This is a genomic window from Achromobacter marplatensis (genome assembly GCF_049060505.1).
In the GTDB taxonomy this organism is placed as follows: Bacteria; Pseudomonadota; Gammaproteobacteria; order Burkholderiales; family Burkholderiaceae_B; genus Achromobacter; species Achromobacter marplatensis_A.
On record NZ_JBMGRB010000002.1, the window covers coordinates 259,144 to 273,187 of the forward strand.

The following is a 14,044-nucleotide window of genomic DNA, read 5'->3' on the forward strand; positions in this document are numbered from 1 at the left end:
GACGCGGCCAGTTGCGTGGGGCCGATCAATACTTGTAGTTCACGCCCAGCATGGCGCTGAACGGCGCGCCATAGTAGTTGCTGTAGACGTTGGTGCTGGCGTAGTACTTCTTGTCGAAAATGTTGTTCAGATTCAACGTCGCCGACCACTGGCGGCTGAACTGGTAGCGCGCCATCAAATCAACCAGCGCGTACCCGCTTTGCGACGACTGGAACGGCTGCCCGCCCGGGCCTCGGCTGGAATACTCGGTGCCGCTCTCCCAGCGCACTCCGCCGCCCACGGTCAGGGCGCTTAGATCCCCCGGCAGGCGGTACGTGGTGTACAGCTTGGCAATGTGGCGCGGCAGCCCGACTTGCGTGATGAAGCCCTGCGGCAAGCGGCGGTCCACGTAGGCATAGGACAGCTGCATCTGCCAGCCTGGCGTCAGTTCGCCGGTAATCTCGGCTTCCACGCCGCGCATCACCGCACCGTCGGCGGCAACGTAAGCGCTATCGCCGTTCGGCGCCAGCCGGTCGCCGTCCACCATCGCGTAGTTGTCCTGGCGCGTCCGGAACAAGGCCACGGACCCGTTCAAGCGGCCATCCAGAAAGGCCGACTTCAGACCGATCTCATAGGTATTGCCCTTGATGGGTTCAAGCACGCTGCCGGTGACGCTTTGCGCCTGTTGCGGCTGGAAGATGCTGGTGTAGCTGGCGTAGGCGGACACCGTGCTGGTCAGGTCGTAGACCACGCCGGCATACGGGGTGTAGACGCCCTGTTCGCGCATATTGTCCGGATAGGACGACCCATCGTTGTAGTTGTAGGACGCCTGCTGGTCCCACCACGTCACGCGTGAGCCCAACACCAGCGACAGCGCGTCGGTGGGACGCAGGCGCAACGCGCCATAGATCGACGCCTGTTTTTCGGTGTAGTAACGCTTGCCGGTCGACTGCCAGTCCGGTTCGGGCATGTCGCCATTCCACTGGCGGATGTCGGGAATCTTCGCGTTATAGCCCGGGGCCGTCCAAAGCGGATACATGTCGTAGTCGCCCCGGGTGCGCGACGCATTGGCGCCCACCACCAGATCGTGCTGGCGGCCAAAGGCATCGAACGCGCCCGTCAGGCTGGCGTCGACGGCGTTCTGGGTTTTCGGGATAGGCCATTTCGCCACCCACACCGACGCGCCCGCGCCCGTCGACGGATCCGCCCAGCCATTGCTGCTGAACCAGCCGTAGGTGCGGTCGTTGTCGTCGCCCGTGCGGGACACGGTCACCGAGCCCTTCCACAACGGCGCGAACTCGTGGTCCAGCGTTGCGAACACGTTGTAGCGCGTGCGATCCTGGCGGCTCCAGTCGGTGGCCGAATTGAAGCGCTGCGGGAAATCCGTCTTCGTGCCGTCGGCATACGCGGCGGGAAAGCCGAAGTACGAGCATGCCGTGCACTTTTTGCGTTGATACTCCGCGCCCAACGTCAGCAACGTGCGTTCGGCCAGGTCCGCCTCGACCACGCCGTACAGCAGTTGCGAATCCTGCTTGACGCGGTCGATGAACGACCCCCCCTCTTGCCACGCGCCGACCAGCCGGCCGCGCAGCTTGCCCGCTTCGTCCAGCGGGCTGCCCAGGTCGAATTCCGTGCGCTTGTAGTCCCACGAACCGACGGCCGCCCCCACGCTGGCCTCGAACTCCTGCGTGGGCCGCTTGCGCACCAGATTGATCGAGGCCGCGGGGTTACCAGCGCCGTTCAGCAGCCCGGTGGAACCACGCACCACTTCAATCCGGTCATACAGCGCGGTATCCAGGCCCAGCGCATTGAAGTCCTTGTGCGTGGGCACGCCGTCCACCTGCATGTTGGTGATTTCCATGCCCCGGGCGTACAAGCCCTTCTCGTTGTCGTCCGCCGACCCCTTCTTCTTGAAGGTCAGGCCAGGCGTATTGGCGATGGCGTCCTCCAGCGTATTGAGCCCCTGGTCGGATAAGCGCTGGCGCGTCATCACCGACACCGATTGCGGTGTCTCGCGCAGCGTCATCGGCAGCTTGGTGGCCGTCGTCGACAGGCCCACGGTGTAAGAATCCGTCCCCTCGCTGGGCCCGGGCTCGCGCGAACCCAGCACTTCCACGGGCGCAAGCGTCTGCGCGCCGGCGACGCGCAATCCGTAATTGTTGCCGCCTTGGCTGACCGCCTCCAGCCCGGTGCCCGACAGCATGGCCGCCAGCCCCGACGCGATGCCGTAATCGCCTTGCAAACCGGCGCTTTGCTTGCCTTGCGTCAGTTGGGCATCAAATGACAGCACCACCCCCGCCTGCGCGGCAAAGCGGCTCAACGCCAGGCCCAGCGGGCCGGCGGGAACCTCGTAGCGGCGGGCAGCCTCGGTGGACGGCACCGCCTGCGCCAGCGCGGGCGGCGCCGACGCAAGCGCCATCAAGGCGACAAAGACGGCGCGCGCGATGGGCGCCTGCGGCCCCGGATGGCGATGGAAGGACATGTTGAAAGGCATAAGTTCAGGTTTTCCGTGAATCAAATCCGACGTAATCCTTGCTAAGTCGGACGAGCGCGGAAAAAGGACAATGCCCAGTGAAAATAAATCAGCCGCGGGCGATCACCCGGGTGTAGTAACGGGTAAAGCGCGACACGCGCACGGGCAGCGCCCGTTCCACGGCCGCCAACGCGCGGTCGGTGTCGTCGATGGGAAATGCGCCCGACACGCGCAGGCCCGCCACCGCGTCTTCACAGCTAAGGCGGCCAGGACGGTAGCGGTCCAGTTGGGCGATGAAATCCCCCAGGCGCATGCCGTCCACGATCAGCAAGCCGCGGGTCCAGGCGTCGGGTTCACCCAGAATGACGCCTTCATGGCGGACGCCCGACGCTTCCAGCACGCCTTGTTCGCCCGCGTTCAGCACCAGTGGCGACGCCCCGCTGGCGGGCAGCAGCTCGACCGCATGCCGCAACACCGCGACGCGCGTGTGCGCCGCCTGCCGGTTGACGGTAAAGCGCGTGCCCAGCGGCCGAACCGTGCCGTGCAGCGTCGTCACTCGCAGGGGCGGCAGGCCCGGGGCGGCATGCTCGGTATCGATCAGGATCTCGCCCGCGTGGACGGTCACATGACGCCCCTGCGCATCCATGGCGACGTCTACCGCGCTTGCGCTGTCCAGCCACAGCAAGGTGCCGTCCGCCAGCAACAGTTCGCGCCGTTCGCCCGCGCCCATGCGATAGTCGGCCAGATAGCCGGCCGCCAGCCGCTCAACAGGCAAGGTCCGCCACGCCAGCACGCCCCCGGCCCCCAGCAGGGCTACCGCCCCCAGACCGTTGCGCAACACGGCGCGCCGCCGTGCGAAGTGCTGGTCTGCGCGGATGAGCGTATCGGCGGCCAGACGCGCGGGCGCCGCGCCCAATGTGCCGCGCAGCCGCTCAACCTGCCGCCAGATGCGGGCGTGTTCGGGGTCGGCGGCCAGCCAACGGCCATGCGCCGCCACATCGGCCGGATCCACGTCGTCGGCGCATAAGCGCGCGTACCATCGCGCCGCCGCAGTGATTGTCTTGTTCGCCATCGCCGCTATTGCCTTTCCAACGCGTGGACCAAGCAGTGCTCGGTCGCGCGGGCCATGTACTTCTTGACCGAACTGACCGTCACGCCCAACTTGGCCGCGATGTCCGCATAACTGGCGCCTTCCAGCTGTGACATCAGGAAAGCCCGCCGCACTTTGTCGCCCAGGCCGTGCAGCATGGCGTCGATCTCGCGGATGGTTTCCAGCAGGATAGCTTGCGTTTCAGGCGAGATCGCGTGGGCTTCCGGCTGCTGCGCCAACGTTTCCAGCCAGGCGCGCTCCAATACCTGCCGGCGGATGTGGTCCACCAGCGTGCGTTGCGCCACGGTGGCCAGGAAGCTGCGCGGCTGTCGCACCCCTTGCAGCTGCGCCATGGACGCAGGCGAAGCCAACAGGCGTAAAAAGGTGTCTTGCGCCAGGTCGGCCGCTTCGGCGGGCACGGCCAGCCGCCGCAGCAGCCAACCGCGCAGCCAGCCATGATGATCGCGATAGAGCAAGCCCAGCTCGCGGTGCTCCAGAGAATCCAAGGACGACATGGCCGTAGCGCGACCGCTTCCTGATTTTTTAAGAATGGGAATTGTAATCATTATTGATGATGACGGGCAATCGCCCGTCATCCCCATTCTGGCGGCGGTTCCTTGCCGCCCGCTCCCTTCGCCCTACACCCTGGGCGGCGCGGTCTCCCGTTCGGGATGCCGGTGCTTGGCCAACGCCTGAATGAACTCGGCCGCGCTGTTCGCGGGCGTCCCGCTGCCCGTCAACAGCCCGCCGTCCGGTGCGTCTGGCGCAATGCCCGCCGCCTCGAACAGCGTCGCACCCGCCCCCAGCGCCATCAGCGTCTTGCCGTGGCGAAAAGCGTCGCGCAGGAATTCCAGTGCCCGCCCGTCCGCCTGCAGCCGTCCCACGGCATCCACGCCGCCCGGAACGACCGCGCCGTCGAACAGCCCGGACGGATGATTGTCCAGCGAGGCATCCGCATCCCACGTGCTGCCGTCCTCGGCCTGCACCGGGCCAATACGCTGCCCCACCAGCCGCACCACCACGCCGGCCCGGATCAGCATATCGGCCACGGCCGCCACCGCCGCGCCGTCCACGCCTTCCGCGGCCAGGATGGCGACCTTGCGCGTGGCAACGCCGCCGTCACCCGGCCTGGCGGTCAGAGACAGTGCGGGCGACATCTCGACCTCGGGCGCGGGCGGCTGGGCGGCCGCGCGCGGCAGCGGCTCGGGCAAGACCATGCCCAACTGCTCCGCCACGCCTTGGGCCAGTGAGTCCGACACGTTGCGCAGCGACGCCACCATGCGCTGCCGGATAGCCGGCACGGTGACCTTGCTGAGTTCAAAGGCAAAAGCGCTGATGATGTGCCGCTGCTCCCAATCCGTCTGGCTATTGAAAAACAGCGCGGCCTGGTTGTAGTGCTCGGCGAACTTCTCGGGATGGCCGCGCAATTCGTCGCCCGCCACCGGCTCCGGGAATGGCACGTAGCCATCCATGCCAGCCTGGAACGGGCAACCGCCCGCCAGCGAATTCGGTTCATACGACACGCGCCCCCGATGGATCGTTTGGCGGTGCATGCCGTCGCGCTGGTTGTTGTGCACCGGGGCCAGCGGCGCATTGATGGGGATCTCGTGGAAATTCGGGCCGCCCAGGCGCGAGATCTGCGTGTCCACATACGAATGGATGCGGCCGGCCAGCAACGGGTCGTTGGTAAAGTCCACCCCCGGCACGACATGCGCCGCGCAGAAGGCGACCTGTTCCGTCTCGGCGAAGAAGTTGTCGGGATTGCGGTCCAGCACCATCCGCCCGATAGGCGTGATCGGCACCAGTTCTTCGGGCACGATCTTGGTGGCGTCCAGCACATCGAAGCTGAAGCGCTCTGCCTCTTCTTCCGTGAAAATCTGCACGCCCAATTCCCATTCGGGGCCGTTGCCGGCGTCGATGGCTTCCCACAGGTCGCGCCGGTGGAAGTCGGGATCGGCACCCGATACCTTGACCGCTTCGTCCCACACCAGGGAATGCGTGCCCAGCACCGGACTCCAATGGAACTTCACCAAGCGGGACTCGCCCTGCGCATTGACGAAGCGAAACGTATGCACGCCAAAGCCCTGCATCATGCGGTAGCTGCGCGGAATGGCGCGGTCGGACATCAGCCACATCAACATGTGCGTGGACTCCGGCATCAGCGACACGAAGTCCCAGAAGGTGTCGTGGGCCGACGCGGCCTGCGGCATGCCATGGTGCGGCTCGGTCTTCACCGCATGCACCAGGTCCGGGAACTTCATGGCGTCCTGGATGAAAAAGACCGGCATGTTGTTGCCCACCAAGTCCCAATTGCCTTCATCGGTGTAGAACTTCACCGCGAAGCCGCGCACGTCGCGCGCCGTATCCTTGGAGCCGCGTTCGCCCGCCACGGTCGAAAACCGCACGAACACCGGCGTGCGCTTGCCTTGCTCGGCAAACAACGAGGCGGCCGTCAGGTCGGTCAGCGGCTTGTAGCACTCAAAGTAGCCATGCGCAGCCGAGCCGCGCGCATGCACGATACGCTCCGGGATGCGCTCGTGGTCGAAATGCGTGATCTTCTCGCGCAGGATGAAGTCTTTCAGCAAGGCCGGGCCGCGCAATCCGACTTTCAGCGAATGCTGATTGTCGGCAACGCGCACGCCCTGGTTCGTCGTCAGCATCTGGTCGCTGGCGTCCGCGCGCACCCGCGCCAGCTCACCGCCCACGGCGTTGACGCCGGCCGCAGCGGCATCGACCGTCTTGCCCGAGGCCTCGGTTTCCGACAAGGTACTAGCGCCCACCGAGGGGTCCGCGGCGGCGACATGCGTGCCCGTGACGGGGCAACGCGCCGCATCGGCGCCGTACTCCGACGCCTTGCCGGCGTTGTGGGGAATGGCCGCCGCCGTGTCGCCCACCGCGGCGGCCCGCCTTAGCGCCGGGTGGCCTGGCTTGCCGGCCGGGCCAGCGGCCGGACCGCTATCGGTATTCATATAGGCGGTATCCAGCGCGCCGCCTTTGCCGGCGGCGGTCTTGCGCGCAGGCGGCGATCCTGCTGGCGCTTTTCCCGCGGGTTTCTTCGTTGCCATGGCCGGTCTCCTAGTGTTTCAGCATCTTGTCGCGCGCCTGCTCGGCCCGCGAAGCGCCGATGGCGGACTCCACCTGCTTGACCTCCTCGGGCGGGGGCAGCACGGCAGGAAAGCCCAGAGACTCCACCCACAATTCCCGCGACCAGCCCTGCGTGTGATACAGGTGATGATCTTCGTCGGTCGCCACGGCGTCATAGGCCTGCTTCAGGATCTTGCCTTCGCGCCCGCTGTCTTGGTCAGCGATCAGGCCGATCAACGACCAATTCGCGTGATCCTTGGTTTCGGCCAACACCACGCATTCGGTCGCCACCAACTGCGCGGCGCCGGGGTCCCCTTCGCTGATCGCCATCTTCATGGCTTTCACCAGCGACTCGCCCAGGTGACGCACCACTGCCCGGCCCGGCGATTGCGTTTCGGGGTCAAGTCCCAGTTGTTCAAACACGGTCAAAAGGACACGGTGGTGGGTGCGCGTTTCCTCCAGGTATTCCTTCCATTCTTTCTTCAAGTCTTCATTGATGGCACAGGACACGGCGGTTTCGTACACCGACAGACCGCCGATCTCGGTCTCCAGCGCCTGATACAGCAGTTCGTTGATCTGCTTGGTGTTTCCGGCATTGCGTTTCATCTCGAGGCTCCTCGTTCATTGGCATCGACCGCCTCCGGCCTGGGCGGACGGTCGGACGGGATGAAGCGCCCCTTCAGCAAGCGCCATGCCCGATTGCCCCGCGCTTGTCCGGAAATGGGAAGGCGCCCGGAATGCTTAGCATCGCAACTCCGGCCCCAATTCGCATAGAATTGGAACCATTCTCAATAAAACCAGCATCCGCCCGACTCGCGGCGGCAACAACAAAAAAGAGGCTCGCTCTGAAATCCGGTTTCCGCCTATCCATGGCCTGGTTGCACACCTGGGTCGGTCTGTGGTTCTCGTGGCTGCTGTTCGCGGTATTCCTGACTGGCTCGCTGGCTGTGTTCGCCGAACCCATCACCCACTGGATGACGCCCGAACACCATGCGGCCGAAGCCCTGGCCGCCCAGCAGGAAAGCGCGCCCGTGGACCGCGCCCGGCGCTTTGAGCTGGCGGTCGACTACATGCGGCAAAAGCACCCTGGCGCGGAAATGTGGGAAATCTGGCCCGTCAACCGTTTGCATGAGAACAGCCTGTCCGTCTACTGGTTCGATCAGAACGGGCAGTACGCCGACGCTGAACTGAACCCGGCCACCGGCGCCGAAATGAACGACCATCACGACGAGGAAGGCCGCGCCACGATGGGCGGCACCCACTTCGTGGACTTCCACTACATGCTGCATGAAAGCCGCTTCGGCCTATGGATCGTGGCGTTCGCCACCATGGCGATGCTGGTCGCGCTGATTTCAGGCGTGGTCACGCACAAGCGCATCTTCAAGGACTTCTTCACGTTCCGCGCGAAGAAGGGACAGCGTTCGTGGCTGGACGCGCACAATGCGGTCGCGGTGCTGACCTTGCCCTTCCAGTTCATGATCGCCTACACCGGCATCGTGATTTCCAGCGCCGCGCTGATGCCGGCGCCCGTCGCCGCCCACTACGGCGCCGGGATGGAAGGCACCCGCCTGTATCTGGCCGAGATGCAGGGCGAAGTCAAAGCGCAGCGCACCGGCCTGCCGCTTGCGGTACCCAAGCTGGAGCCCATCGTGGCCCAGGCGGAAGCACTGATCGGCCAAACCGCGCGCGCCATCGTCATCAACAATCCCGAAGACAGCTCCATGCGGATCGCCGTCTACGGCTGGAACGAAGATCGCGACACGTTCCACAATATCAGCGCCACGACGGGCATGGCCGAGTTCTCGGGCGCCACGGGCGACCTGCTGCGCAGCCGGCCAGCGGGCGGCGTCAACGGCGGCGCGCCGGCCCGGACGCGCCAGGTGATGGGCGACCTGCACATGGCGCACTTCGGCGGCTTGGCCATCCAGTGGCTGTATTTCGTCTGCGGCCTGGCGGGCGCCGCCATGATGGCCACGGGCGCCGTGCTCTTCATGGTGAAGCGGCGCGCCAAGGCGGGTGGTGAATTCGGCGCCGCCACGGCGCGCATGTATCGGCTGTTCGACGGCCTGAACGTGGCCGCGCTGGCCGGCCTGGCGGTGGCATGCGTGGGCTACTTCTGGGCCAACCGGCTGCTGCCCGTCGCGCTTGAAAACCGGGTGCTGTGGGAACTGCGCGGCTTCTTCGGTATCTGGGTGCTGATGCTGGCGTTGGCTTGGCTGTGCCGCCCGCGCCAGGCGTGGATCTTGCAGTTGGGCCTGCTGGCCGCGCTTTGCCTGCTGCTGCCGTTGATGTCGTTCATTGCCCTGGGCGATCACCTCTTCGCGCAGATCGGGCGGGGTGACTGGGAAAGCGCCGGCGTGGAACTGACGGCCGTCGCCTTTGGCGTACTATCCGCCTGGGCGGCCATCCGTTTGTGGAAAAAGCCACTGCCCGCGCCCGCCCAGCGCGCCCCCCGCGCGAACCAAGAGATTGCGGCATGAACATGAACGACGTATTCGCCATTGTGATGGCGTTGCTGCTGACCTACTCCGGCATGGCCTGCCTGAGCCTGGCCATGCCGCGCCATTACGACCAGGTCTGGGGCCGCGATCCGTTGGCCGGCCACACGCGCGTGCTGCGCGGCGCCGGCGTGCTGCTGCTGGCGCTGGCCCTGCTTCCCTGCGTGGGGCTGTGGGGCAATACCGTGGGCGTGGTTGCCTGGCTGGGCTGGCTTTCTGCTGGCGCGCTGCTGTGGGTCGGCATGCTGTCGTGGGCGCCTCGTCCGGCCGCCAGCACGGCCGCCCTTGCCGTGGCCATTTCGTTGGTTGGCATCGGCATCGGCTTCTGACGCCTGCCGTGCATTGCGCATTGCAGGGTCCGTTTTTCTCAGTTTGACCCGTATCAAATCAGGCTGATATCGGGCGCATTCCGCGCACCGATAGCACCATATGTGGTGGTAGAGTTTTCATACCCCACTACATATGGTGTCAATAATGCCCATCCAACACATCCTCAAGCGCGACGGCCGCGTCGCGGCCTTTGACCGCGACAAGATCGCGCATGCCATGGCGGCGGCCGGAACCAGCACCGGAGAGTTGGAGCTGGCGGGCGCCCAGGCCCTGACGGACACCGTCATCGGCGCGCTGGCGGACCAACCCTGCCCCGGCGTCGAAACCATCCAGAACCGGGTCGAAGAGGCCCTGGTCCAGGCGGGCCACTGGCGCACCGCCCGCGCCTACATCGTGTACCGCGAACAACACGCCCGGCTGCGCGCGCTGCGCCACACGCTCGTCGACGTGGAAAGCGCCATGGAGGAATACCTGGACCAGCGCGACTGGCGCGTCAACGCCAACGCGAACCAGGGCTACAGCCTGGGCGGCCTGATCCTGAACGTGGCCGGAAAAGTCACGGCCAACTACTGGCTGTCCAACGTCTTCACGCCCGAAGCCGGCCAAGCGCACCGCGACGGCGACATCCACATCCATGACCTGGACATGCTCAGCGGCTATTGCGCCGGCTGGTCGCTGCGCCAATTGCTGACCGAAGGCTTCAACGGCATCCCGGGCAAGGTGGAATCCACCCCACCCAAGCACATGTCGGCCGCCATCGGCCAGATCGTCAACTTCCTGGGCACGCTGCAAAACGAATGGGCGGGCGCGCAGGCGTTCAGCTCCTTCGACACCTACATGGCGCCCTTCATCCGCCGCGACGCGATGACCTACGCCGAGGTGAAGCAGTCGATGCAGGAACTGATCTTCAACCTGAACGTGCCCAGCCGCTGGGGCACACAGACGCCATTTACCAACCTGACGTTCGATTGGACCTGCCCGGCGGACCTGAAGGAACAGGTGCCTTACGTGGGCGGCCAGGAAATGCCGTTCCACTACGGCGACCTGCAAGCCGAAATGGACATGATCAACCGGGCCTACATTGAAGTGATGATGGCGGGCGACGCCAAAGGGCGCGTGTTCACCTTCCCGATTCCCACCTACAACATCACGCCCGACTTCGACTGGGATCACCCCAACGCCGACCGCCTGTTCGAGATGACGGCGCGCTACGGGCTGCCCTACTTTCAGAACTTCCTGAATTCGGACCTGGAACCCCATATGGTGCGGTCCATGTGCTGCCGCCTGCAGCTGGACTTGCGTGAACTGCTCAAGCGCGGCAACGGCCTGTTCGGATCGGCGGAACAGACGGGCTCGGTCGGCGTGGTGACGGTGAACTGCGCGCGCCTGGGCTACACCTGCCAAGGCGACGAAGCGCGGTTGATGGCACGGCTGGACACGCTGCTGGGCCTGGGGCGCGACGTGCTGGAAACCAAGCGCAAGGTGGTGCAGCGCTACATCGACCAAGGCCTGTATCCCTACACCCGCCGCTACCTGGGCACGCTGCGCAACCACTTCAGCACGCTGGGCGTGAACGGCATCAACGAGATGATCCGCAACTTCTCGAACGGCGCCGACGACGTCACCACGGCCGCAGGCCACGCCCTGGCCGTGCGCCTGCTGGACCGCGTGCGCGACCGCATGACGGAGTTCCAGGAGCAAACGGGCCACCTCTACAACCTGGAGGCCACGCCGGCCGAAGGCACGACCTACCGCTTTGCCCGAGAGGACAGGAAGCGCTATCCCGGCATTCTGCAAGCGGGCACGGACGCCCAGCCGTACTACACCAATTCCAGCCAGTTGCCCGTGGGCCACACCGACGACCCCTTCCATGCGTTGCAGCTTCAGGAAACCCTGCAAAGCAAGTACACGGGCGGCACCGTGCTGCATCTGTACATGAACGAAGCCGTGTCGTCCGCCGAAGCCTGCAAGCAATTGGTGCGCCGCGCCCTATCGAATTTCCGGCTGCCCTACATCACGGTCACGCCCACGTTTTCGATCTGCCCCAATCACGGTTACCTGGCCGGCCATCACGAGTTCTGCCCCAAATGCGACGCCGAATTGCTGGCCAAGCAATCCGCGTGCTGCGCACCTGCCTAGCGCGCGACACCCCGCCGGCCCAAGGCCGGCATTCACCCCAAGGAGTCCTCGATGCAAACCTTGACCGTCCCCGCCGCCACCGCCGCGCCCGTTCTGCAACTGGACGACAGCCAGCGCGTGCGCTGCGAAGTCTGGACCCGAGTGATGGGCTACCACCGTCCCGTCTCTTCCTTCAACACCGGCAAACAAGGCGAATTCAATGAACGCCGCTTCTTCGTCGAGCAACGCGCCTGAAGGCGCGCCTCAACACGCTGAACCCGGTACGCGCAGGCTGGCCATCAGGCCGGCCTACGCGGCGCCGCCCCAACCCGTCGCCCAACCGTTGCCGCGGCATTCGCCCGCGATCGGCGGTCTGGTGCCTTTTTCAACCGTGGATTGGCCGGGCCAGTTGGCCGCCGTCGTCTTCATCTCGGGCTGCCCCTGGCGCTGCCACTATTGCCACAACACCGAACTGCAAACCCGCACCGCCCGGTACGACTGGCGTGAAACGCGGGCCTTCCTGGAAACGCGCACCGGCCTGCTGGATGCCGTGGTGTTCTCGGGCGGCGAACCCCTGAGCGAGCCCCGGCTTCCGTCCCTGATCCGCGACGTGCGGCGCATGGGATACCGCGTGGGCCTGCACACGGCCGGCATCTACCCCCTGCGCCTGGCCGACGTGCTGCGCCATCTGGACTGGGTGGGGCTGGACATCAAAGCCGACGCGCAGGGCTACGACGACATCACCGGCCGCCGCGATTCCCAGCGCCCCGCGTTGGCGTGCCTGACGCAATTGCTGGCGGCCGGCACGGATTTCGAATGCCGCATCACCTGGCATCCTGACTGGCTGGACGAAACGCGGCTGCTGACGCTGGCCCGCGAGCTGGCCCGCCGCGGCGTGCAACGCTTCGCCGTCCAAGGGGCGCGCAGTTCGCCTGGCGCGCCAGCCGTCCGCGCGTTGAGCACGCAGGCGCAAACCATGCTGGCGCAGTGGTTTGCGGAATTCGCCTACCGCTGAGCCAACGCCGCCGCCAACGTCGGGTAAAAACGCGGCGAGCCAATCGCCCCGACGTTGCACCGCGACCAGGGGGATGTGGCCGTCGGGTCCACGCTGAATACGCGGCCCGGCGCCATGATGACCTTCTCTGGCATCAGGTCCGCGGCGAGCTTCAGCGAATCGTCCACGCCAGGAAAGGCCGACCACAGATAAAGCGAACTCGTGGGGCGCGCAAACACCTCTGCCCCAAGCGAATCCAGCACTTGCAGGGCGTGGCCCGTGGCAACCTCCAGCCGTTGACGCAACCGCACCAAGTGCCGCTCGTAATGGCCGTCGCGCAGCATCACGTCCACCATGCGCTCGCAATATTCCGAACTGCTGACATGCACCAGGGCTTTCAGGTCGGCCAGGTCGCTGGCCAGCGCCGCATTGCAGGCAATGAAACCCACCCGCAGCGCGGCCGAAAACGATTTCGAGAAGCTGCCGATGTAAATGGTGCGTTCCAACTGGTCCAGCGCCGACAGCCGGACCGCCGAGGTAGGCTTGAAGTCGGCCAGCGAGTCGTTTTCCACCACCATCAGGTTGTAGCGTTCGGACAGCTGCAGCACCTTATAGGCCTTGGCCAGCGAGATATCGGACCCCGTGGGGTTATGCGCCAGCGACTGCGTGAAAAACAGCCGGGGCTTCTCGCGTTGCAACAAGGCTTCCAACGCAACCACGTCGGGCCCGTCGGACAGGCGCGGCACGCCCAGCATGCGCACGCCCGCCAGTTTCAGTTTGCCGAACAAGGGGTAGTAACCGGGGTTGTCGACCAGCACGGTGGCGCCCGGCGGCACGAAATAGCGAATGACCAGGTCCATGGCCTCGTTCGCGCCATGCGTCAGCACCAATTGCGGCGGTGCCACATTCACGCCCACATCGCCCAGTTTACGAACCAGGCTCTCGCGCAGCGGCGCGTAGCCGAAGCGGCTGCCATAGCGGAACAGCGCCCCCAGGCCCGTGCGCACCACCTTCTGGTGATAGCGGTCCATGCGCATGTCGGCCAGCCACTCCACGGGCGGGAAACCGTCGCCGGCCTGCACCGCGTCCGGCTGCGTCTTGAGTTGTTCGCGCATCAACCAGACGATGTCCATGGCCCGGCTCAACTGCCCGGCCTCGTCGTCGACGGCCTTGCGCGCGAAGTCGCCGTCCAGGACATAGAAGCCGGCGCCCCGGCGCGGTTCCACCAGCCCCTGGGCCACCAGCATTTCAAACGCCACGACCACGGTGTTCTTGGCGTACCGGTGCAGTTGCGATAACTCTCGCAGAGACGGCAGCTTGTCGCCCGGGCGGTACACGCCGTCGGCGATCTGCTGGCCGATCAGCTTGGCCAGGCTTTCGGCGATCGGCGCGGCGCGTGGCCGCCTGCCCGGTTTGATTGCGTGTTGCATGCGTCGTCTATGCGTGAATCCCGGCCAAAAATTGGTGCAGTGCGATGG

The 14,044-nt window shown here is 65.7% G+C and carries 11 protein-coding genes; 5 read left to right on the forward strand and 6 right to left on the reverse strand.

The features are described 5' to 3' along the window. Nucleotides 1-25: 25 nt before the first annotated feature. The 5 genes from ACI0FO_RS05955 to ACI0FO_RS05975 form a co-directional block, all read right to left on the reverse strand. Nucleotides 26-2,473 (reverse strand): TonB-dependent siderophore receptor, encoded by a 2,448-nt coding sequence (locus ACI0FO_RS05955; RefSeq protein WP_416024927.1) that lies wholly within the window; start codon nt 2,471-2,473, stop codon nt 26-28. 88 nt (nt 2,474-2,561) lie between these two features. Then, nucleotides 2,562-3,524, reverse strand: a complete 963-nt coding sequence (locus tag ACI0FO_RS05960) for a FecR domain-containing protein (protein ID WP_416024929.1) — start codon at nt 3,522-3,524, stop codon at nt 2,562-2,564. Nucleotides 3,525-3,529: 5 nt separating this feature from the next. Continuing rightward, entirely contained in the window at nt 3,530-4,057 is a 528-nt protein-coding gene (locus tag ACI0FO_RS05965) for a sigma-70 family RNA polymerase sigma factor (protein WP_416024931.1), read from the reverse strand. A gap of 123 nt (nt 4,058-4,180) precedes the next feature. Then, a complete protein-coding gene (locus ACI0FO_RS05970) occupies nt 4,181-6,607 on the reverse strand; it encodes a catalase (protein ID WP_416024932.1) in 2,427 nt (808 codons plus the stop codon). Nucleotides 6,608-6,617: 10 nt separating this feature from the next. Then, nucleotides 6,618-7,232, reverse strand: a complete 615-nt coding sequence (locus ACI0FO_RS05975) for a hypothetical protein (protein ID WP_416024934.1) — start codon at nt 7,230-7,232, stop codon at nt 6,618-6,620. A 263-nt stretch (nt 7,233-7,495) separates the two neighbouring features. On the opposite strand from ACI0FO_RS05975, the gene ACI0FO_RS05980 reads away from it, so the two are divergent. From ACI0FO_RS05980 to ACI0FO_RS06000, 5 genes are all read left to right on the forward strand, one after another. After that, entirely contained in the window at nt 7,496-9,106 is a 1,611-nt protein-coding gene (locus ACI0FO_RS05980) for a PepSY-associated TM helix domain-containing protein (RefSeq protein WP_416024936.1), read from the forward strand. Further along, nucleotides 9,103-9,453 (forward strand): DUF3325 domain-containing protein, encoded by a 351-nt coding sequence (locus ACI0FO_RS05985; protein WP_416024938.1) that lies wholly within the window; start codon nt 9,103-9,105, stop codon nt 9,451-9,453. Before ACI0FO_RS05980 ends, ACI0FO_RS05985 begins: the two co-directional genes overlap by 4 nt. Before the next feature lie 145 nt (nt 9,454-9,598). Then, nucleotides 9,599-11,593 (forward strand): ribonucleoside triphosphate reductase, encoded by a 1,995-nt coding sequence (locus ACI0FO_RS05990; protein WP_416024940.1) that lies wholly within the window; start codon nt 9,599-9,601, stop codon nt 11,591-11,593. 51 nt (nt 11,594-11,644) lie between these two features. Further along, on the forward strand, nt 11,645-11,827 hold the full coding sequence (gene nrdD / locus ACI0FO_RS05995; protein WP_416024942.1) for an anaerobic ribonucleoside-triphosphate reductase: 183 nt from the start codon (nt 11,645-11,647) through the stop codon (nt 11,825-11,827). Further along, nucleotides 11,793-12,587 carry an anaerobic ribonucleoside-triphosphate reductase activating protein gene (locus ACI0FO_RS06000; RefSeq protein WP_416024943.1) on the forward strand — a complete coding sequence of 265 codons (795 nt, stop codon included), beginning with the start codon at nt 11,793-11,795 and terminating at the stop codon, nt 12,585-12,587. The genes nrdD and ACI0FO_RS06000 overlap by 35 nt, the downstream gene beginning before the upstream one ends. Here ACI0FO_RS06000 and ACI0FO_RS06005 read toward each other — a convergent pair. Next, a complete protein-coding gene (locus ACI0FO_RS06005; protein ID WP_416024944.1) occupies nt 12,578-13,996 on the reverse strand; it encodes a PLP-dependent aminotransferase family protein in 1,419 nt (472 codons plus the stop codon). The genes ACI0FO_RS06000 and ACI0FO_RS06005 overlap by 10 nt on opposite strands. Nucleotides 13,997-14,044: the final 48 nt, after the last annotated feature.

Coding starts and splice junctions, on each gene's coding strand:
- ACI0FO_RS05955 (WP_416024927.1), bottom strand. CDS start 2,473: ATGCCTTTCAACATGTCCTTCCATCGCCATCCGGGGCCGCAGGCGCCC.
- ACI0FO_RS05960 (WP_416024929.1), bottom strand. CDS start 3,524: ATGGCGAACAAGACAATCACTGCGGCGGCGCGATGGTACGCGCGCTTA.
- ACI0FO_RS05965 (WP_416024931.1), bottom strand. CDS start 4,057: ATGTCGTCCTTGGATTCTCTGGAGCACCGCGAGCTGGGCTTGCTCTAT.
- ACI0FO_RS05970 (WP_416024932.1), bottom strand. CDS start 6,607: ATGGCAACGAAGAAACCCGCGGGAAAAGCGCCAGCAGGATCGCCGCCT.
- ACI0FO_RS05975 (WP_416024934.1), bottom strand. CDS start 7,232: ATGAAACGCAATGCCGGAAACACCAAGCAGATCAACGAACTGCTGTAT.
- ACI0FO_RS05980 (WP_416024936.1), top strand. CDS start 7,496: ATGGCCTGGTTGCACACCTGGGTCGGTCTGTGGTTCTCGTGGCTGCTG.
- ACI0FO_RS05985 (WP_416024938.1), top strand. CDS start 9,103: ATGAACATGAACGACGTATTCGCCATTGTGATGGCGTTGCTGCTGACC.
- ACI0FO_RS05990 (WP_416024940.1), top strand. CDS start 9,599: ATGCCCATCCAACACATCCTCAAGCGCGACGGCCGCGTCGCGGCCTTT.
- nrdD (WP_416024942.1), top strand. CDS start 11,645: ATGCAAACCTTGACCGTCCCCGCCGCCACCGCCGCGCCCGTTCTGCAA.
- ACI0FO_RS06000 (WP_416024943.1), top strand. CDS start 11,793: ATGAACGCCGCTTCTTCGTCGAGCAACGCGCCTGAAGGCGCGCCTCAA.
- ACI0FO_RS06005 (WP_416024944.1), bottom strand. CDS start 13,996: ATGCAACACGCAATCAAACCGGGCAGGCGGCCACGCGCCGCGCCGATC.